Here is a 20,815-nt window from a genome sequence, read left to right as displayed (position 1 = left end):
GAGGAGGGACAAATTTATGGGAAACACTGCAGAACAAACAGTAAAAGGCGGAAGCTTTCTACTCGACGAAATTGACGCAGATAAAGTGTTTACACCAGAAGATTTTACAGAAGAGCATGAGATGATAGGAAAAACGACAGAAGAGTTTGTTGTAAATGAAGTTGTTCCAGTTCTTGATGAAATTGAAAACCACCAATTCGATATCTCTCGGCGTTTGCTGACACAAGCAGGGGAGCTCGGCCTTCTTGGTGCAGATGTACCAGAGGAATACGGTGGTCTCGGGCTAGATAAAATTAGCTCCTCGATTATTACAGAAAAGTTTTCACGAGCGGGTGGTTTCTCCTTAAGCTATGGAGCCCATGTAGGCATTGGGTCATTACCGATCGTATTTTTCGGGAACGAGGATCAGAAGAAAAAATATCTTCCAGACCTTGCAACAGGGGCGCGAATTGCCGCCTACGCTCTCACAGAACCAAGCTCAGGTTCAGATGCCCTTGGTGCAAAAACGACGGCGGTTCTAAATGAAGCTGGGACTCATTATGTGCTGAACGGTGAAAAACAATGGATTACGAACTCTGCCTTCGCTGACGTTTTCATCGTTTATGCGAAAATCGACGGAGAGCATTTTAGCGCCTTTATTGTAGAAAAAGACTTTGAAGGAGTCTCTACAGGACCAGAAGAAAAGAAAATGGGGATTAAAGGATCCTCTACGCGCACGTTAATTTTAGAAGATGCCCTTGTACCGAAAGAAAATCTCCTCGGTGAAGTTGGGAAAGGACATGTGATCGCGTTTAACATTTTAAATGTAGGGCGTTACAAGCTTGGGGTCGGTTGTATTGGCGGCTCTAAGCGTGGAATTGAATTAGCAGCTAAATATGCGAACGAACGAAAGCAGTTTAAACAGCCAATTGCAAAGTTCACTCTTATTCAGGAAAAATTAGCCAATATGGCTGTCACTACTTATGCGGCAGAAAGCTCCATTTACCGCACAGGTGGACTGTTTGAGGATCGCCTTGGCGGACTGTCTGAAGAACAGCAAAAAGATGGTCGTGAAGTCGCCAAAGCGATTGCAGAGTATGCGATTGAGTGCTCCTTAAATAAAGTTGTCGGGTCAGAAGCGCTTGATTTTGTTGCAGATGAAGCGGTGCAAATTCACGGCGGCTATGGATTCATGGCTGAATACGAAGTGGAGCGGATGTATCGTGACTCTCGGATCAACCGTATTTTTGAAGGAACGAATGAAATTAACCGCCTTCTCGTTCCAGGAACCATTTTACGAAAAGCAATGAAAGGCGAGCTTCCTTTCCTTGAAAAGGCAACAGCCTTGCAAGAGGAATTGATGATGCTCATGCCGCAAGAAGTTGGAGATGAACCCCTTGAACAAGAAAAATATCTACTGTCGATGGCGAAGAAAGTTTTCTTAATGATCGCCGGAACAGGAGCGCAAACGTACGGTGAAAAGCTTCAGCAGGAACAAGAACTTCTTGCAAACGTTGCAGATATTGTCAGCGACATTTTCTCGATGGAATCAGTCATTTTGCGTACAGAAAAAGCGATTCGCAGAAACGGCCTAGAAAAGGCAGAGCAAAAGCTCGCACTTACGCAAGTCTTTTGCCAAGAAGCATTCAACCGTATCGAAGCCCATGCAAAAGAATCATTGGTTGCCATGCAATCAGGTGATACGTTGCGTACGATGACGTCTATTTTACGTAAGCTTACGCGCCATACACCAATCAATGTGATTGCGAAAAAGCGGGAAATTGCAGGGCGTATTTTAGAAGCTGAGCGTTACGTTGTGTAAACTTGTTTTTCAATTTGGGAGGAGAACTTCTCCTCCCAATAAAATAAATACCTCCTTTCTTATGAAGCATTCTCCTCTCTCGTGTGAAACAGTCCTACTGCGGTAGGGCTGTTTCGCCATTTCAAAACGTAAGCAGAAAAGTTGTGAAAGTGGTGCAAATCGTCAATAATAAAAGGACGTATGGAATGAAAGGAGGGAAGATTTGTGGCATTAACGTTTTACCAATATCCGAAGTGTGGTACATGCCAAAAAGCGAAAAAATGGTTAGATCAGCACGGAATTGAAGTAAATAGCGTACATATTGTAGAACACCCACCGTCAAAAGAGGAATTGAAGCGATTATATGAACAGAGCGACCTTGAGCTAAAAAAATTTTTTAATACGAGTGGAAAGAAATACCGTGAGCTTGGATTAAAGGATAAAGTGAAGGAAGCGTCTGAGGATGAGTTGCTCGAAACCCTTGCATCGGACGGGATGTTGATTAAACGCCCGATTTTAACCGACGGTGATAAAGTGACGGTAGGATTTAAGGAAGCGGAGTACGAAGAAACGTGGAAAAAGTAAGTTTTGCCTTCGGGAAAAAGAAGGTATACTATTGTAAGGGATGAAAGATTTACTAAGGAGGTCACTCAAGGTGTCAAATTTACCAAACGAGTTAAAGTATTCAGAAGAGCATGAGTGGGTAAAAGTTGAGGGAGACAAAGTTCGTATCGGAATTACGGATTTTGCTCAATCAGAGCTAGGTGATATTGTCTTTGTAGAGCTTCCAGAAGTTGGTGATGAAGTGGAAGCGGACGAGCCTTTTGGCAGCGTAGAATCAGTAAAGACAGTCTCTGAACTGTACGCTCCTGTTTCCGGAAAAGTAGTAGAAGTCAACGAAGAGCTTGACGATAACCCTGAGTACGTTAACGAATCTCCATACGAAAAAGCATGGATGATTGTCGTTGAACCATCAGACGCCTCTCAAGTGGAAGAGCTCATGAGCGCTGACGAATACAAGGAAATGATCAGCGAAGAATAAGAGGACGAAAATAAGAAAGCCAGAGCCGTGTAGCTCTGGCTTTTTGGCCATTATTTGCATAGCATTGGCTTTCGGCCTTCTGTCTACACTATGAATACCTCTTAGACAAAAGGAGGAGAGGGCCCGGATGGATCAGATGAAAGTCGATGTGACAAGCAAGGTTCATGGGAAGTTGGAGAACGGTCATCTCAACCTATATATCGATCGTGCGAAAATTGGTCGTATTATTGAGACGAATGCTGGATTGCAATATGAAATGGCAGAAGGCTTTGATTTTCGCGATGATAAAGTGTTTCAATATGAAAACCCAGCACCAAATCAAGTGAAGTCTTATGTTGAGGGATGTGACCAGGGCTGGTGCTAAAAAGCTGTAACCCAAGCGAGAACAAGCTCGTTTGGGTTTCTTTAGTGGGGCAAAAAATTCATAGCCCTATTCGCTTCCTATTTCATGAAATTTCTACTAAACTATTTAGGGGTACGAAATTCTTTTGATGAGGAGAAGTGAGATGAGTCGTTTTATTCGTGAGTGGCACCAACAATGTAAAGGGTTTAATCGCAATGTACGCCACTTTTTTGTCTCCTCCCTTTTGTCTAACATCGGTTTAGGGATCTTCATGGTCATTTACAATTATTATATTCGGGAATTAGGATACGATGAACAAGTCAATGGACGCGTGATTGCAATGCAAGCAATGGCCACCGCGATTGCGCTACTACCTGCTGGTTTCATTAGCGATCAAAAAGGGCGAAAAAAGATGATCTTTATTGGTGCCTTGTTGACTGCGATTAGCTTACTGCTGCGTTCAATTTTTGCCGGTGAATCCCTCTTGCTGATGACCGCTTTTATGACAGGTTTTTTTCTCGCGTTTATTCAAGTGTCAGCCATTCCCCTTTTAGCGGAAAACTCATCGGAGAAAGAGCGAGTCCATTTGTTTAGCTTCAACTTTGCTTTAATTATGATCGCTAACGTCATTGGTAATTTACTAGGTGGGATACTGACAGATGCCTGGAATGTATTATGGGGAGTTTCGATGCTTAGTAGTGTTCGTCTGACATTGCTGATTGGTACCGCATGTTTTTTTGCCGCTTTATGGCCAGTGCTGCAAATAGAAGAGCGCTCTAAACAAGCAAATGCTCATCATGAGGACACTTCGCTTATTCAACAAATGAAACAACACCGCTCAAGCCTTAAACTGATCGGCTTATTTGCGATTGCCAATGTGTTAATTGGCTTTGGTTCAGGCCTCGTTATCCCCTATTTAAATTTATATTTTACCGATCGATTCGACATGAGCACGTCCCTAGTTGGCATTGTCCTCTCCATGGGTCAGGCGATGACTGCTATTGCTCTCATGGTCGGGCCGATGGTTGCCCATAAGTATGGCGAAGTACGAGCTGTTGTTTACTTGCAGCTCGCCTCTTTACCCTTTTTGCTCGTGGCCGCTTTTACGATGAACCCTTGGCTGGCCGTCCTAGCCTTTCTTTTCAGGCAAGCATTAATGAATGCTGGTAATCCGATTCAAATGGCGCTGATGATGAGAAGCGTGCATCCGGCGATGAAAGGATTGGCGAATTCAGTTGGACAAATGGTGTTCCAGCTCGGGTGGGCTGTCATGGGTCCTGTTTCTGCTGGAATCGTTGTCGTTTATGGGCCCTATACAGGGTATGCGATCGCCTTTTCAATGACGGCTATCTTATATTTGATCGGATCTGCCTACTTCTTTCTTGTGTTTCAAAGAGTGAATTAAACGAAAATTTAAACTATTTTACTATTGTTGACAAGGACTTTTTACCGTGATATTATTCTGACAATGAACATGCGAATAGTGTAAGAAAATCTCTTACGAATAGTAAGAAAACTCTTATCATGAGAGGTGGAGGGACTGGCCCGATGAAGCCCAGCAACCGCCAAGCAGCAAATCGCTTGGAAAAGGTGCTAATTCCTGCAAAGCGATGCTTTGAGAGATGAGAGAAGGGAAGACGTAAAACATTCCTTTCTGCTCATGGCGGAAAGGTTTTTTTGTTCTATTATGCAGTTTCATTCACGGAATTGTACTTTCTTACGATAATGATTTGCGTGCTCCTTGAGACGAAATTTGCGAGAGTGAGAGTTTTTGCTCTCGTACTGACTTTCGTTAAATTGGTAACGCGTAGACGAACTGATATATTTTTAGAAAAGAGGGCTTAACATGATATCGCTAGACGGCATAAGAAAAGTCTTTAAAGCGAAAACGGGATCGGTTACCGCTGTCGATGGCGTAAATTTAAAAATAAATGAAGGGGAAATCTTCGGTGTCATTGGCTATAGTGGTGCCGGTAAGAGTACCTTGATTCGAATGCTCAACATGTTAGAGCGTCCAACAGAAGGAAGCGTCATTGTGGCGGGGAAGGATCTTTCGAAGCTTTCCGATCGGGACCTTCGGATCGAACGGCAAAAAATCGGGATGATTTTTCAGCATTTTAACTTGCTATGGTCACGAACGGTCAGAAAAAACATTGCATTTCCACTTGAGATTGCAGGGGTTCCGAAAAAGGAGCGAGAAAAGCGAGTCGATGAGCTGATCAATCTTGTCGGTTTGGAAGGTCGAGAAGAGGCGTATCCGTCACAATTAAGTGGCGGACAAAAGCAACGTGTCGGAATTGCGCGAGCGCTTGCCAATAACCCGAAGGTGCTGTTGTGTGACGAAGCAACTTCTGCCCTTGATCCAAAAACGACGGATTCGATCCTCGATCTCCTGGTGGACATTAACGAAAAGCTCGGTCTTACGATTGTGTTAATTACACATGAAATGCATGTCATTCGAAAGATTTGCCATCGGGTCGCCGTCATGGAAGCGGGAAAAGTGGTTGAGGAAGGTCCAGTCCTCGATGTTTTCCGTAAACCGAAGGAGCATATAACAAAAGAGTTTGTAAAACAAGTAACAGAGCCGGAAGAGACGGTTCAGCATTTGCTCAATGAGGTGAAATCAGGACGCATCGTCCAACTAACCTTTGTCGGGGAGTCGGCTGAAAAGCCCCTCATTACAAATCTCATTCGCACCTTTGCAGTCGACGTCAACATTTTGCAAGGAAAAATTTCAAAAACACAAGAAGGTTCGTATGGAACGTTGTTTATCCACCTCGATGGACCGAAGGACGAAATTGAAAAGGCGATTACCTATATGCATGAGCAGCAACTAGAATTGGAGGTGATTGCCGGTGCTTGAGAATTTTAAGTGGGACGCTTTATGGGAAGCGACGAAGGAAACGATTTACATGACGTCCGTATCTGTTGTGGCGACCTTTGTCATCGGAATCATTCTCGGTTTAATTCTGTTTTTAACGAGCAAAGGAAACATGTGGCAAAATGTTGCCATTCATACGGTGTTCAGTGCGATAGTTAACATTTTTCGCTCCATCCCGTTCATTATTTTAATTGTTCTTTTAATTCCATTTACCCGAGCGCTGTTCGGTTCCATGTTAGGAGCCAATGCGGCGTTACCTGCGTTAATTATCGGTGCTGCTCCCTTTTACGCCCGGATGGTCGAAATTGCCTTGCGTGAGATCGATAAAGGGGTGATTGAAGCGGCACAGGCGATGGGGGCCGGCCATTTTCGAATTATTTGCCGTGTCCTTATTCCTGAATCATTCCCAGCGCTTATTTCAGGGATAACCGTAACGGCGATCGCTCTTGTGAGCTATACAGCGATGGCCGGTGTCATTGGTGCCGGTGGATTAGGACACTTTGCCTTTCTTGAAGGGTTTCAACGAAACAACCCTGAGATTACATTGGTGGCAACAATCACGATCCTTTTTCTCGTTTTTATCATCCAATGGATCGGCGATTTTTTCACAAATATAACAGACAAACGATAAGGGGGATTTTTTCAAATGAAAAAGTTTTTAAGCATTATTGGCGCGGCGACGCTTTCGTTATCACTTGTTGCTTGCGGTGGAACTAGTGAAGAGGACACGCAAGGGGCTGAAGAAGCAGAAGGAGAAGCATCAGTGGATGAGCCTGTAACGATTAAAATCGGGGCTTCTGCTGTTCCGCATACTGAAGTGCTTGAATTTGCGGCACCTCTACTTGAAGAACGGGGGATTACGCTCGAAATTGAAACATTTACTGATTACATTTTACCTAATACAGCGTTAAGAGATGGAGATATTGATGTGAACTATTTCCAAACGCCAGGGTATTTGGCTCAGCAAATTGAAGAATATGACTATGATTTCGTAAGCCTCGGTGAAGTTCATGCCGAACCGATTGGAATTTATTCAAAAGAGTATAGCAGCCTTGAAGAGCTTCCAGAAGGAGCAGAGATTATTTTCAGTGACTCGATTAGCGACCATGGAAGAATCCTTCCGATCTTTGAACGAGCTGGACTGATTGAGCTTGACGTAGAAGAAGGGGAGCTTGCGACAATTGATGATATCTCTTCCAACCCGAAAAATCTCGTATTTGGCTCACAGCAAGTAGAGGCACGTTTCCTTGCGCCATCTTTTGAAAATGGTGAAGGAGATGCTGTGGCGATCAATACGAACTATGCATTAGAGGGTGGCGTCGACATCGAGCAATATGGAATTGCTTTTGAGTCAGAAGATGTCTTACAGCCAAACTTAATTGTTGTTCGTGCAGAGGATCAAGATCGCCCTGAGTTCCAAGTACTTGTTGAAGTTCTTCAATCTGAAGAAGTTCGTCAGTTTATCGAAGAGCAGTACAATGGCGCGGTCATTCCGATGGGGTAATCGATAAGGACCAGTGATGATAATCGCTGGTCTTTTCTTTGTAAATGAAGAAAGGGAGGCGTAGCTGTCTGGTGCATGGCCTCAAAAGCGAGGCAACTTTCCGAGAGGCAGTAATAAGTCATCACCTTTTTGTAGTACACCGTGATTTATTTATCTCTGTTACTTCTCAAGCAGGGGTTTTTCTTACGTTATGGGAGGCGCTCAGTTCGATTCAGGAATATTCGAAAACTGGGAAAAATTATGTCAGAAAAGAATGAAAATATTTGAAGGAACTTACAATAAAGCGTCGAAATTGTAACAATATCGAAAGGGCAGAATTTTTTCGTGCGATTAGTGGGAGTGTTATCATCATGAACCGTCCATTTTTTAAAAGCTGGCTGCAAAGAAAGACAAAGCCAATAGAAAAAAAGAAATCATATCAAGAGCGTCTAAGTGAGATCGGAAATGATTATAAGGATGGAAATGAGAATTATCATGCAGCTATCGGAAAAATGGCGGCATTTTTTGCTCATGAAATAAGAAATCCTCTAACCTCGATTATCGGTTTTACTCAATACCTTGAGCAAAATGAAACGATTCGCTCTGATCCCACGATTGCCCAATATACGTCTATCATTAAAGATGAAGCTATTCGTATGGAGGCGCTCATTCAAGAGTTATTAACGTTCGCCAAAGCCCATCTTGACGAGGAAAACTTGTCATTGATTGATGTCAAGCGTAGCATTGAAAAGGTTATTCTCATTCAGAAAATGAAGCAAGACAAGAAAGAGATCCGGTTTCGCACAGATTTGGCAGAAGGCTTATATATTTCAGGTAATGTAACCCGCTTTGAGCAAGTACTTATTAATCTTATTAAAAACGCTGTTGAAGCAATAGAGGAAGAAGGAACCATTTCCATCAAGCTTTCCAATGATCAGGACGCAGTGATTCTTGTCATTCATGACGATGGACCAGGAATTGCTGAGGATCAATTAGAGAACATTTTTTATCCTTTTTTTACGACGAAGGATGAGGGAACAGGCTTAGGATTGCCCATATGCAAAACCATTATAGAAGCCATGGAGGGGACGCTTGAGATCAAGAACCATCCAAAAAGAGGTGTGGTTGTCACATTAACCATTCCAAAAGGGAAAAACATGACGATTTAAATCTTTCAGAATGATAGGGGAGAATCACGTATGTATCACATTTTAACCTTCCTAATATCCATTTTGGAATGGAGCGCCCTCTTATCGTTTCCCGTTCTATTATTTGGTTATACGTTCCGCCGCTATCGTTTATCAATTGTAGCGATTGGTACGTTATTGAGTCTTTTATCGATTTTTGTGTTACGAATGGTCCCCCATTTGCACTTGCCGATTGTGATTTTCATTCAAATGACCGTTTTGTTTATCCTTGTCAGATGGTTATTTCGATTTAATTCATTAGAGTCGTTAGTCGTGACGAGCAGTGGATATGGATTTTATATCTTTACCCAATTAATCATTGTCGAAGCGATTACCGCCATGTCCTCTTACAGTTATTGGGACGTCTTGCTGTCTTATACCGATGTAACGTTGCTGATTCAAAGCGGTACGTTCCTCCTTGTAACAACAGCCTCATACGGCATTTACCGAGGGAGCTATCAGCTTAACGAATTTCGCGGACATATTGAAGGAGATTTGCTTTCGACGAAGGAAAAACGCGTTATATTTGTAAGTGCGTTTATGATGTTTCTGTTCATTTGCTTCGCATCTTATGTGATGACGACAAGTGCAGTGTTAAACAAACATTTATTTGTTCTCTTCATTATCGTATTGCTTTTCCTTGTATTATCTACGTACTACGTTCTTCACTCCATCTTTCAAGCGAAGCGGATGATGGAGGCAAAGAAATTTTATCTAGATCAAGAGCAGCAACTATCAAGTATTGTCGAAACGATTCAAAATGAATACAGCATCCATTCCAATGCGATTTTAAAGCTTTGTGAAAAAGAGTCGGCGCCACTAATTCGTGAGTATGTAGAAAAGAAAGTCGCGATAAAAAAACTACCTAGTTTTAGTGTGAAAGATGAGAGCTATCATTTGTTCAAATCTGAAGATGAAGTGATGTATGCCTTTCTCATCAATAAGAAAAAGCTATCACGGTTATTAGGTGTCGAGTTTAAAGTGTCAGCGACTCTTGAGCACGTTCGCCCAACGTCTTTGTGGCAAATTCGTTATTTAAGTCGGATATTGGACGAGGTGTTCGTTGCATTGTACCGAACAGGTATGTCCGATTTGTTTGTCAGGCTGCAGATTAACATGACAGATAGTACGTTAGAGTATCGCATATCGAGCAACCTAGAGCTTTCAGAGCAAGATGTGACAACACTTAAGATTGTCGATGATCTTATGTACTTTCAGCAAAATAACGCGAAAGTTGATTCACAAATTCGCCCGCTAGAATGTAGCATCCGCTTTATAAGAAAATAGGGGGGGGTTTGATGCTTGAACGTCTTGCTTTAACGTTGGCACATCAAGTGAAAGCATTGAATGCAGAAGAAACAGAATCGGTTGAGGTTCTAACGTTTGGATTCACGATCATTCTCCACTATCTCTTTACTTTATTGCTCGTCATAGCGGTTGGCCTTCTCCACGGAGAGATTTGGCTGTTTCTCCAAATCGCACTATCCTTCACGTTCATGAGGGTGTTGACGGGAGGTGCTCACCTTGATCATTCTATTGGCTGTACTTTGCTGTCCGTTCTGTTCATCACGGCAATTTTCTGGGTTCCGTTTGCAAACAACTATGCTTGGATTCTTTATGGAATTAGCGGGGGACTGTTGATTTGGAAATACGCTCCATACTATGAGGCTCATCAAGTAGTACATACAGAGCATTGGGAGCGGCGGAAGAAACGGATAGCTTACATCCTCATCGTTCTTTTTATCATTCTTGCAATGTTTATGTCGGCTCAAGGCCTCGTTCTCGGGGTTCTATTACAAGGGGTGCTCCTTACGCCTATTGGCCTAAAGGTCACGAGGCAGCTCAATCGGTTCATCTTGAAAGGAGCATTCCTGTAATGAAAGAATTTGAGGTTTGAAACAGAAAGAGCCCTCCTGTACGATACGAGGTATCAGTAGCTACTGATCCTTAATTAGTACGAAGGAGGACTCAAGATGAAGTATAACCAAAATCACAAAATCAAGCAAATCACCGAATCAACACTCGTTATTGGCGTGGATATCGCCAAGGAGAACCATGTGGCTAGAGCTCAAGATGCCAGAGGAATTGAATTTGGCAAGCCAATGAACATTGAAAACAGCAGAGCCGGATTTCAACGATTTCGTTTGTGGATGAAGAGCCTCATGCGAGAACATGCCAAACCGGATGTCATTGTAGGTTTTGAGCCCACAGGGCATTACTGGATGGCATTTGCCCAGTTTCTGCGCCATGAAGGGATTAAGTATGTTGTCGTCAATCCGATGCATGTGAAGAAGAGCAAGGAATTAGATGACAATTCGCCCACCAAAAATGATGTAAAGGATGCCCGAGTCATCGCTCAATTGGTCAAAGACGGACGGTACTCTGAACCCCAAGTCCCCACTGGCATATATGCTGAATTACGTAATGGGATGAACCTGCGAGACCGTCTACAAGAAGACTTACAACGCGTTCGGGGGCGTATTCTCAACTGGCTGGATCGCTTTTTCCCTGAATTTCATGAGGTGTTTAAGATTTGGGAAGGAAAGGCTGCACTGATGACGCTAGAGGCGTTTCCTCTCCCGCAAGAAATCATCAATCTGGGTGCGGAAAAGATCCTAAGACACTGGAAGCAAGAAGTGAAACGAGCCATAGGGATCAAGCGAGCCAATGCGCTTGTGGCGGCCGCCAAGCGTTCTGTTGGTCTTACGGAAGGTCTGTCAATGGCTAGGCAAGAACTCCAAAGCTTGATGGAACAATACCAGTGTTTGTGTGGACAAATGGAACAGCTCATGCAAGATGTAGAAGCATTACTAGAGCAGATTCCAGCTGTGCCCTACATGATGAGTATTCCAGGCGTGGGACTAGTGACAGTGGCTGGCTTCCTGGCTGAGGTTGGCGATCTGTCCAACTACACGCACCCACGACAGGTTCAAAAACTGGCAGGATTCAATCTGCGAGAAAATACCTCAGGCAAGTTCAGAGGTCAAACCCGCATTACCAAGCGGGGACGCCCCAAACTGAGATCCCTGTTGTATGCAGCGATACGCCCCATGGTGGCGAAGAATCGGGAGTTCAAGCAAATGCATGAGTACTTAACGACACGCTCCGAGAATCCGTTGAAAAAACAACAATCCATGATCGCGTTGTGCTGTAAGTTGATTCGCGTGTTATTTAGCTTAGGACACAAGCGTGTGTCTTACAATGGAGAAAAATGTCTCGGACACATCCGCTTGCAACAAATACAGAATGCTGCTTAGTCATGTTGAAGAAACACAAATATCTTTAAATATCTAGGTGTGCAGATCCTTGAAAAGCGAAGCACGGAGAAGCCTGTTGATTAATTTCACCATTCGGGCATAGACCCTGCAAAGGAGCTTTTACAGGCCTCCACCTCTGGTTAGGTTGGACGAAGGAATGTGCGGGCAAAGACCCTGAGAGAAATGGGAGGGTAACCCCCAGAGAAATGTGGAGATCCACTGGTGCGATCATATTTTTAAAGCGAGAAAGCATGATCTCTACCAGGATGGCATTCATATTTCCAACAAATGCATGAAATGCAAGTTTCATCTAATCAGAGGATAACAAAAGGCAATGAAATTCTAAGATATTTAAAGCATTTTGAAGAAAATCTTAATTTATAGAGGGAGGTGAAACGAATGAAGAGAACAGCTAAAGTCATTTCAAAAGCGACTCTTGGAATCTCAAAAGCGTTTGTCAATGCGTCTAGCCCACTCATATATGCGCCAAAGATTCCTAATAGCTTAAAGAAACAAAAATAATGTAAAGAAAAGACGGTCGAACGCCCATTTCGGTCGTCTTTTCCTATGCTGTTCCCATCATTTCTTTCACCTTTTTTCACGATAAAGGTTTTTTTCTTGTTTTGCAAGGATGCTTTTGAATCATTATTCGAATGAATTATGTAGTTCGATCTCATACTAAAGACGTTGAAAAGCAAAGGAGGTTGTACGATGGATCAACAACAAATGAACCCGATGGAAATGGCACTAATGGATTATAAAGAAGGGCTTGGCACCTTTCAACAGAAGATGCCGGAGATTGCAGAAAAGTACAATGCGTTTACTGAAGCTTGCTTCGCAAAAGGGGAGCTTTCGCAAAAACAGAAACAGTTGATCGCCCTAGGTGTTAGCGTTTTTGCCCAAGATGAATATTGCATCATTTATCATACAAAAGGATGCATGGACCAAGATTGCTCAGAAGAAGAGATTCTGGAAGCGATTGGAGTGACTGCTGCTTTTGGTGGAGGGGCCGCCATGAGCCAGGCCGTCACGCTCGTTCAAGAAGCCATGAATGAGTTCGGACAAAATAATGGAGAACAAGGTCAACAAGATCAACAAGACAGTCAAAACGGTCAAAACCAAAAGCAAGGTCAAAACCAAAATATGAAGCATTAATGGGTCGGATCGCGTAATTGTAAGCGTAAATCATCTGACATTGCGTAGCCCCTTATGATTAGAAGGAATCGCGTGAGACTCTCGGTGACTAGCATTGGTTCCCTTCGTTTTGTATGTTACGCTATTCGTGAAACGAAAACGAAGGAAGGATGATTTCTATCCATTTATCTAAGCTCAATGTAACAACTGAGATGGAGAAGGCGATGCACCAATCTCATGGTATGAGCTATGCTGAATACAGTCAGGATTTAGAGAAGCGGATCGATGTGGAAAAAGAAAGAGAGAGGGAATATAAACAAGCATTTCGGTTGACTGGGGTTGTGAGACGGTCAGCATAAAAATCATAACGAGCAGAGAGGCAGTATTTTAGCTTCTCTGTTTTTTTCTTCTATAGATAATTAATACGGGTCATTTTCCCGAAAGTCGAAAAGTTTTCCAACAATTTTATTTAATATTTATCGTTTCATCGTTCATTCACCTTGGAATCGTAATTCAACTAAGTTAGAATAGGATATAGCAAACGAGGGGAGGTTTATTTTCAGGGAAGTTTACGATCGATTCATTGTCACTTTAGTCAGACTAGATGAAAATTACATATAGGGGATGGGGGTCATGAAGTGAAGAAATTTGTTGGAGCTCGCTTTCTATATAAGTTGAATTAAAGGATTACAATTACTCTCTGTTGAAATATAAGGGTAACACTTACCAATGAACGGAGAGGAACGAGATGACCCATTCACGTCAACATGAAATCGAAACCTTGCTTACAGCGATGAAAACGACCAAAGATAAACGAATGTATGAACGTTATCAAGCGATTTACTTTTATTTACAAGGCTATTCTAAAAAAGAAATCACAACCATGATTGGGCGTTCCGAAAAAACTATCTATAACTATGTGAATGCCTACGAAGAAAAGGGACTAGATGGCTTAACCATGGGACAATCACCTGGAGCGCCACGCAAATTAACACCCGAACAAGAACAGGAATTGGCTCAAGTGATTGCGACCAAACTTCCCGTAGATGTTGGCTTCCCAGCTAAGTATAATTGGACGTTAAAGATCATTGCTTCATTTATCGAGAAAAAATGGAACCAACCGTATACTCTTCGTGGTGTCTCTCGACTTTTACACGATTTAGGCCTTAGTTATACCAAACCGACTTATACGCTGGCAAAAGCTGACCCGTTGAAACAAAAAGAGTTTGTGGAAGAGACGTTCCCTGCCTATAAAAAAACTCTTAAATGAGGAGATTGACCATCTTCTCTTTCAAGATGAGTCGATGATTCGGGATTACCAAGCTCTTCAATACACATGGTTTTTAAAAGGCAAGCAACGAATCATTCCGACTTATGGAAAGCACCAGGGTGTCAAACTCATCGGTACACTTAATTATGAAACGGGAGATGTGCTTTGTGTAGAAGAAGAACGATACGATGCCGAAGCGTTTCTTCGTTTTCTTCAAAAGGTATTGAAACACTATCCGACCGGTAAGATTGTCATGGTGTTAGATAATGCCCGTATTCATCATGCGAAGCTGATTGAACCTTTTTTGCGTAACCACCAACATCGTTTAGAATTGGTTTTTTTACCACCTTACAGCCCTGAGTTAAATCTCATTGAAGGGTTATGGAAATGGCTCAAATCAGACGTAATTAATAACCTTTTTTATTCCTCTGTTAAAGAGATTCGAAGAAATGTGCAAGCTTTTATTCGTGAGTTAAATGACTCACCTAGAAAAGTTATTGATCGATTGTGCATTCGATTGTAAAAGATAAATTCAACTTATATAGACAGCCTCTTTTCTTTGTGAAAGATTAAACGAGTTGTCTTGAAGTTTAATTGGATATATTATAAGATTGTAATGAGAATAAATTGAGAATGATTTTTTAGGCGAGAGCCCCTATCTGTGTGCTCAGCTTCGCCGTTAACAAATATTTATTGGAGGTTATGTTCATGTCAGCACCTAGTTTAAAAATCGAAAATCTTCATGTTACGATTGAAGGAAAAGAAATTTTAAAGGATTTTAGCCTTGAAGTAAATGGTGGCGAAATTCATGCTATCATGGGGCCAAACGGAACAGGTAAATCAACCCTCGCTTCGGCGATTATGGGACACCCTAAATATGAAATCACAAGCGGAAGCGTCACGTTAAACGGCGAAGACGTGCTTGAAATGGAAGTGGACGAGCGTGCGAAAGCAGGTATGTTCTTAGCCATGCAGTACCCAAGTGAAATTAGCGGGGTGACAAACTCAGACTTTTTACGTTCTGCCATTAATGCACAGCGTGAAGAAGGCGATGAAATTTCATTAATGAAGTTTATTCGTCAGCTTGATGAAAAGATGGATCTACTTGATATGGACGAATCATTTGCTCATCGTTACTTAAACGAAGGATTCTCTGGCGGTGAAAAGAAACGTAATGAAATTCTTCAACTCATGATGCTGGAGCCGAAAATTGCGATTCTTGACGAAATCGACTCTGGTCTTGATATCGATGCATTGAAAGTCGTTTCTCAAGGTGTTAACGCCATGCGTGGATCTGAATTTGGCTGTCTCATCATTACCCACTATCAGCGTCTCTTGAACTACATCACTCCAGACAAAGTTCACGTCATGATGCAAGGACGGATCGTAAAATCAGGTGGCCCTGAGCTTGCGCAACGTCTTGAAGCAGAAGGTTATGACTGGATTAAGGAAGAGCTTGGAATTGAAGATGAGCGTGTAAGTGAAGGTCAAGAAGCGTAAAGCAATCCGTTTATAGTAAACAGAATCAACGAAAAGGGTGGGTTAGTATGTCAGTCGAGACGAAATTAACGATCGATAAAGAGTATGTCCAATCGTTTTCAGATGCACGTAATGAACCACAATGGTTCAAGGACATTCGCCTAAAAGGGTTTGAGCTTGTAGAAACACTCGAGCTGCCAAAACCAGATAAAACGAAAATTACTTCGTGGAACTTCACGAATTTTGATCACAAACTTCCAGAAGTGAGCCCAGTTGCTTCCATTGATGAGCTTCGCGATGAAGTTAAGGGACTAATCGGAGAAGCGTCCGATACGCAAAATCTTCTCGTTCAACGCGATGCGACCGTTGTTTATAGCAAACTAGATGAAGCATTGAAGGCAAAGGGTGTCATCTTTACTGATCTTCTTACAGCAGTTAAAGAGCACGGAGACCTGGTGGAGAAATATTACATGAAAGATGCGGTAAAAGTTGATGAAAATCGCCTAACCGCTCTTCATGCAGCCCTCGTCAACGGTGGAACGTTCATCTATGTTCCTCGCAATGTGGAAATTGAAGTGCCGTTGCAATCTGTATTCTGGTTTGATACGGAGAAAGCAGGACTGTTCAACCATGTGATCATCGTGGCGGAAGACAATAGCTCCATCACTTATGTGGAAAACTACGCATCATTCGGATCGGAAGAAGCAGTAGCTAACATTGTGGTTGAAGTATTCGCCGGTGCGAACGCCAAAGTCTCATTTGGCGCTGTTGACAATTTAGCAGCGGGAGTAACAACGTACGTGGTACGTCGTGCTCATGTCGGTCGCGATAGCCGTGTGGAATGGGCGTTAGGGCAAATGAACGATGGAAACACCGTGTCTGAAAACACAACTCACTTGCTTGGCGACAACTCTTGGGCTGATACGAAAACGGTCTCTGTCGGCCGCGGCGAACAAAAGCAAAACTTTACTACGCAAATTTTCCACCATGGCAAGCATTCAGAAGGCTATATCTTAAAGCATGGTGTTATGCGTGAAGCAGCGACGTCCATTTTTAACGGGATTTCTAAAATCGAGCATGGGGCAACAAAGTCTCACGGAGAGCAAACAGAGCGTGTGCTCATGCTCAGCGAAAAAGCTCGTGGCGATGCCAACCCGATTTTGCTCATCGATGAAGATGACGTTACGGCCGGTCACGCAGCTTCAGTCGGAAAAATCGATCCTATTCAAATGTTCTATTTAATGAGTCGAGGCATTTCACGTGCTGAAGCCGAACGCCTTGTCATTCATGGCTTCCTAGCACCGGTCGTTGGTCAGCTTCCGATTGAATCGGTAAAAGAACGACTAGTGGAAGCGATCGAAAGGAAAGTTAAATAATGAATGCTCATGAGATTAAAAAGCTGTTTCCCGTTCTCGATCAAGAAGTGAATGGAAGTCCCCTTGTTTATTTGGACAGTGCAGCTACGTCTCAAAAGCCGATCGCTGTCATCGAAGCATTAGATGATTATTATCGGCGTTACAACTCCAATGTTCATCGTGGCGTCCATACGTTAGGGACGCTGGCGACGGACGGGTATGAAGGTGCAAGAGAAAAGGTCCGCCGTTTCATTCATGCGTCGTCTACAGAGGAGATCATTTTTACACGGGGAACGACGACGGCGATTAACCTTGTAGCTGCAAGCTATGGCCGTGCGAACTTAGGAGAGGGCGACGAAATCGTCATTACCCCGATGGAACACCATAGCAACATCATCCCTTGGCAGCAAGTAGCAAAGGCAACGGGGGCGACTTTAACCTATCTTCCACTCCAAAAAGATGGTACCATTAAGATAGAGGACGTTGAAAAAACGATCTCTGAAAAAACAAAAATAGTCGCTATTATGCATGTTTCCAACGTATTAGGAACCATCAATCCGGTGAAGGAAATTGCGGAAATCGCCCATCGTCACGGTGCAATCATGCTCGTCGATGGTGCGCAAAGTGCCCCTCACATGAAAATAGATGTCCAGGAGTTGGGGTGTGATTTCTTCGCATTCTCAGGCCATAAGATGGCAGGTCCGACTGGGATCGGTGTTCTCTACGGAAAGAAAGCTCTATTGGAGAAGATGGAGCCGGTGGAATTTGGTGGTGAAATGATTGATTTCGTTGGCCTTTATGATTCCACATGGAAGGAGCTTCCGTGGAAGTTTGAAGGAGGAACTCCGATTATTGCTGGTGCCATCGGTCTTGGAGCGGCGATTGACTTCCTTGAAGACATCGGCTTGGATGAAATCGAAAAGCATGAGCACGAGCTCGCTCAATATGCGCTTGACCGTCTTTCAGAGCTTGAAGGTATGACGGTATATGGCCCACAAAAACGAGCAGGACTCGTCACGTTCAACATTGAAGACGTCCATCCGCATGATGTGGCTACGGTGTTAGATGCAGATGGAATCGCGGTACGCGCAGGTCACCATTGCGCCCAACCGTTAATGAAATGGTTGGATGTAACAGCAACGGCGCGGGCTAGCTTCTATTTATACAATACGAAGGAAGACATCGATGCATTAGCAAAAGGGCTAGAAAAAACAAAGGAGTACTTCGGTCATGTCTTTTAGTAACCTTGATACACTTTATCGACAAGTGATCATGGATCATTATAAAAACCCGCGGAACCGTGGAACGATTGAAGATGACACGTTAAGTGTAAACATGAATAATCCCACATGTGGTGACCGCATTCAGTTGCAGATGAAGCTTCAAGATGGCAAAGTGGTCGAAGCTAAGTTCATTGGTGAAGGGTGCTCCATTAGCTTAGCCTCCGCGTCGATGATGACGCAGGCGGTCAAAGGTTTAAAGGTTGACGAAGCTTTAGCATTATCGGATATTTTTTCGGATATGATGTTAGGGAACGATTATGATGATAAACGGTTTGATTTAGGAGACATTGAGGCCCTTCAAGGCGTAACTAAGTTTCCAGCGCGGATTAAATGCGCCACGCTTGCTTGGAAGGCGCTCGAGAAAGGTCTAAACGAAGGACATGAATAGTGGTCCTTGTGTAATGAATAAAAGGAGGGTTTTTCCCATGGCAAAGAAAATGCCTGAAATCGGCGAATACAAATATGGGTTTTCTGATCGGGACGTGTCGATTTTCCGTTCGAAGCGCGGATTAACTCGGGAAATCGTAGAGGAAATCTCCCGCATGAAACAGGAGCCACAATGGATGCTCGATTTCCGCTTAAAGTCGCTTGAGCAATTTTACAAAATGCCAATGCCACAATGGGGCGGAGACTTAACAGAGCTTGATTTTGACGACATCACGTATTACGTTAAGCCATCTGAAAAATCTGAGCGTTCTTGGGATGAAGTACCTGAAGAAATCAAAAACACATTCGATAAGCTTGGAATTCCAGAAGCAGAGCAAAAATATCTTGCAGGGGTTTCCGCTCAGTACGAATCTGAAGTGGTTTACCACAACATGAAAGAGGATCTTGAAGAGCTAGGAATTATCTTCAAAGATACAGACTCTGCTCTGAAGGAAAACGAAGATATTTTTAAAGAATACTTCGGTACGATCATTCCACCAACCGACAACAAATTTGCCGCGTTAAACTCGGCTGTATGGTCTGGGGGATCGTTCATTTACGTACCAAAAGGCGTAAAAACGGAGACGCCATTGCAAGCGTACTTCCGTATTAACTCAGAAAACATGGGACAATTCGAGCGTACGCTTATCATTGCCGATGAAGACAGCTCTGTCCACTATGTAGAAGGCTGTACAGCTCCTGTGTACACAACAAACTCCTTGCATAGTGCGGTTGTTGAAATCATTGTCAAAAAGGATGCGTACTGCCGTTATACGACGATCCAAAACTGGGCGCCGAACGTGTATAATCTCGTAACCAAGCGTGCGGTCGCATACGAAAACGCGACAATGGAATGGATCGATGGAAACATCGGCTCCAAGCTAACGATGAAGTACCCAGCGGTCATTATGAAAGGGGAAGGGGCGAAAGGGACGATTCTTTCCATCGCGATCGCAGGAAAAGGGCAGCACCAAGACGCAGGAGCGAAAGTGCTTCACTTGGCGCCAAACTGTTCCTCAACGATCGTGTCGAAGTCCATTTCCAAGCAGGGCGGAAAAGTATCTTACCGAGGAATTGCCCACTTCGGCCGTAAATCACAAGGATCGAAATCAAAAATTGAGTGCGATACGCTGATCATGGATAACGAATCCACTTCAGATACGATCCCGTACAACGAAATTTTAAACAACGACATTACGTTGGAGCATGAAGCGACCGTTTCTAAAGTATCGGAAGATCAGCTCTTCTACTTGATGAGTCGCGGAATCTCTGAAGAAGAAGCAACGGAAATGATCGTCATGGGCTTCATTGAGCCATTCACAAAAGAACTTCCAATGGAATACGCGGTTGAAATGAACCGTCTAATCAAGTTCGAAATGGAAGGGTCGATTGGATAATAAACAAAAAACCTTGGTATAATGGGGGTTATGCCGGGGTTTGAATTATAAAGAATCTGGCACGTGCCGATTTTGTGCCGATTCAGATTTTCTGCTAGTGTAGGAGGCGAACTTTTTGAGTTCGTCTTCTTCTATTTTCTCCGTAATATCTAGGTAAGTGTCAGCAGTAGTTTTAATTGTTTTGTGTCCCAACCGCTTAGATACGAATTTAATGCTTGCTCCTGACTCAAGAAGCAAAACGGCATGTGTATGTCGGAAGCCGTGAGTACCTTTATATTCTACACCTGCTTTTTTGCAGTATTTGATTATCGATTCACGTACAGTAGATTACCTAAGTAGTTTTGAAACATGATTCCTTCTTCATTTTTTTGAAACCGCTTGTCACTTAAAATTAGCTCGTTTTGCTTTAATTTAAACTTCTTCAATTCGCGTAACAGTGTTTATGGCAGAATAAAAATGTAGGTTATGGCATTCCTTTTATGCAGGCCCCCCGCGGGG

Annotated in this window: 22 protein-coding genes and 1 riboswitch; of the genes, 21 read left to right on the top strand and 1 reads right to left on the bottom strand. The window is 43.1% G+C overall.

Annotation, left to right across the window (positions count from 1 at the left end; genetic code table 11):
- Window positions 1–16 precede the first annotated feature (16 nt).
- From E2L07_RS14240 to sufB, 21 genes are all read left to right on the top strand, one after another.
- Window positions 17–1,801 (top strand): acyl-CoA dehydrogenase family protein, encoded by a 1,785-nt coding sequence (locus tag E2L07_RS14240; RefSeq protein ID WP_010899618.1) that lies wholly within the window; start codon window positions 17–19, stop codon window positions 1,799–1,801.
- 204 nt (window positions 1,802–2,005) lie between these two features.
- Window positions 2,006–2,365: an arsenate reductase family protein gene (locus E2L07_RS14235; protein WP_134229888.1), complete on the top strand. Its 360-nt coding sequence runs from the start codon at window positions 2,006–2,008 to the stop codon at window positions 2,363–2,365.
- A gap of 70 nt (window positions 2,366–2,435) precedes the next feature.
- The gene (gene gcvH / locus E2L07_RS14230) at window positions 2,436–2,822 is read left to right on the top strand and encodes a glycine cleavage system protein GcvH (RefSeq protein ID WP_010899616.1); all 387 of its coding nucleotides are present in this window, start codon (window positions 2,436–2,438) and stop codon (window positions 2,820–2,822) included.
- Between the two features lie 127 nt (window positions 2,823–2,949).
- A complete protein-coding gene (locus E2L07_RS14225) occupies window positions 2,950–3,186 on the top strand; it encodes a YusG family protein (protein WP_053430326.1) in 237 nt (78 codons plus the stop codon).
- Between the two features lie 142 nt (window positions 3,187–3,328).
- Complete coding sequence (locus E2L07_RS14220) at window positions 3,329–4,570, top strand: MFS transporter (protein ID WP_053430327.1); 1,242 nt, start codon at window positions 3,329–3,331, stop codon at window positions 4,568–4,570.
- A 111-nt stretch (window positions 4,571–4,681) separates the two neighbouring features.
- A riboswitch (SAM riboswitch) is annotated at window positions 4,682–4,794 on the top strand.
- Window positions 4,795–5,011: 217 nt separating this feature from the next.
- Window positions 5,012–6,028 (top strand): methionine ABC transporter ATP-binding protein, encoded by a 1,017-nt coding sequence (locus E2L07_RS14215; RefSeq protein ID WP_053430328.1) that lies wholly within the window; start codon window positions 5,012–5,014, stop codon window positions 6,026–6,028.
- A 49-nt stretch (window positions 6,029–6,077) separates the two neighbouring features.
- On the top strand, window positions 6,078–6,677 hold the full coding sequence (locus E2L07_RS14210) for a methionine ABC transporter permease (RefSeq protein WP_083445608.1): 600 nt from the start codon (window positions 6,078–6,080) through the stop codon (window positions 6,675–6,677).
- Between the two features lie 15 nt (window positions 6,678–6,692).
- Complete coding sequence (locus tag E2L07_RS14205) at window positions 6,693–7,550, top strand: MetQ/NlpA family ABC transporter substrate-binding protein (protein WP_041820865.1); 858 nt, start codon at window positions 6,693–6,695, stop codon at window positions 7,548–7,550.
- 350 nt (window positions 7,551–7,900) lie between these two features.
- A complete protein-coding gene (locus tag E2L07_RS14200; protein ID WP_134229887.1) occupies window positions 7,901–8,698 on the top strand; it encodes a sensor histidine kinase in 798 nt (265 codons plus the stop codon).
- A gap of 30 nt (window positions 8,699–8,728) precedes the next feature.
- The gene (locus E2L07_RS14195) at window positions 8,729–10,003 is read left to right on the top strand and encodes a hypothetical protein (protein WP_010899609.1); all 1,275 of its coding nucleotides are present in this window, start codon (window positions 8,729–8,731) and stop codon (window positions 10,001–10,003) included.
- An 11-nt stretch (window positions 10,004–10,014) separates the two neighbouring features.
- Complete coding sequence (locus E2L07_RS14190) at window positions 10,015–10,593, top strand: accessory gene regulator AgrB (RefSeq protein WP_134229886.1); 579 nt, start codon at window positions 10,015–10,017, stop codon at window positions 10,591–10,593.
- A gap of 96 nt (window positions 10,594–10,689) precedes the next feature.
- Window positions 10,690–11,973: an IS110 family RNA-guided transposase gene (locus E2L07_RS14185; protein WP_053430222.1), complete on the top strand. Its 1,284-nt coding sequence runs from the start codon at window positions 10,690–10,692 to the stop codon at window positions 11,971–11,973.
- A gap of 399 nt (window positions 11,974–12,372) precedes the next feature.
- Window positions 12,373–12,495, top strand: a complete 123-nt coding sequence (locus E2L07_RS14180) for an AgrD family cyclic lactone autoinducer peptide (RefSeq protein WP_134229885.1) — start codon at window positions 12,373–12,375, stop codon at window positions 12,493–12,495.
- A 189-nt stretch (window positions 12,496–12,684) separates the two neighbouring features.
- The gene (locus E2L07_RS14175; RefSeq protein WP_053430331.1) at window positions 12,685–13,128 is read left to right on the top strand and encodes a carboxymuconolactone decarboxylase family protein; all 444 of its coding nucleotides are present in this window, start codon (window positions 12,685–12,687) and stop codon (window positions 13,126–13,128) included.
- 203 nt (window positions 13,129–13,331) lie between these two features.
- Window positions 13,332–13,466, top strand: a complete 135-nt coding sequence (locus E2L07_RS14170) for a YuzK family famiily protein (RefSeq protein ID WP_321542944.1) — start codon at window positions 13,332–13,334, stop codon at window positions 13,464–13,466.
- A 389-nt stretch (window positions 13,467–13,855) separates the two neighbouring features.
- Window positions 13,856–14,900 (top strand): IS630 family transposase gene (locus E2L07_RS14165; RefSeq protein ID WP_090752857.1). Its coding sequence is split into 2 segments (ribosomal slippage): window positions 13,856–14,353 and window positions 14,355–14,900, totalling 1,044 coding nucleotides; the frame shifts between segments, so codons are not numbered across the junction.
- 185 nt (window positions 14,901–15,085) lie between these two features.
- Window positions 15,086–15,877: a Fe-S cluster assembly ATPase SufC gene (gene sufC / locus E2L07_RS14160; protein WP_010899604.1), complete on the top strand. Its 792-nt coding sequence runs from the start codon at window positions 15,086–15,088 to the stop codon at window positions 15,875–15,877.
- A 47-nt stretch (window positions 15,878–15,924) separates the two neighbouring features.
- A complete protein-coding gene (gene sufD, locus E2L07_RS14155) occupies window positions 15,925–17,232 on the top strand; it encodes a Fe-S cluster assembly protein SufD (RefSeq protein WP_010899603.1) in 1,308 nt (435 codons plus the stop codon).
- Entirely contained in the window at window positions 17,232–18,452 is a 1,221-nt protein-coding gene (locus tag E2L07_RS14150; protein WP_134229884.1) for a cysteine desulfurase, read from the top strand. The genes sufD and E2L07_RS14150 overlap by 1 nt, the downstream gene beginning before the upstream one ends.
- Window positions 18,442–18,882 (top strand): Fe-S cluster assembly sulfur transfer protein SufU, encoded by a 441-nt coding sequence (sufU, locus tag E2L07_RS14145; protein WP_134229883.1) that lies wholly within the window; start codon window positions 18,442–18,444, stop codon window positions 18,880–18,882. Before E2L07_RS14150 ends, sufU begins: the two co-directional genes overlap by 11 nt.
- A gap of 37 nt (window positions 18,883–18,919) precedes the next feature.
- A complete protein-coding gene (gene sufB / locus E2L07_RS14140; RefSeq protein WP_010899600.1) occupies window positions 18,920–20,317 on the top strand; it encodes a Fe-S cluster assembly protein SufB in 1,398 nt (465 codons plus the stop codon).
- 45 nt (window positions 20,318–20,362) lie between these two features.
- On the opposite strand, the gene E2L07_RS14135 is transcribed toward sufB, so the two are convergent.
- A complete protein-coding gene (locus tag E2L07_RS14135; RefSeq protein WP_233443925.1) occupies window positions 20,363–20,623 on the bottom strand; it encodes a tyrosine-type recombinase/integrase in 261 nt (86 codons plus the stop codon).
- Between the last annotated feature and the right edge of the window lie 192 nt (window positions 20,624–20,815).

Source organism: Halalkalibacterium halodurans, assembly GCF_004376175.1.
GTDB classification, from domain to species: domain Bacteria; phylum Bacillota; class Bacilli; order Bacillales; family Bacillaceae_D; genus Halalkalibacterium; species Halalkalibacterium halodurans.
The sequence above is the reverse complement of the archived record's forward strand: the minus strand, read 5'-3'. Positions and strand labels throughout refer to the sequence as shown.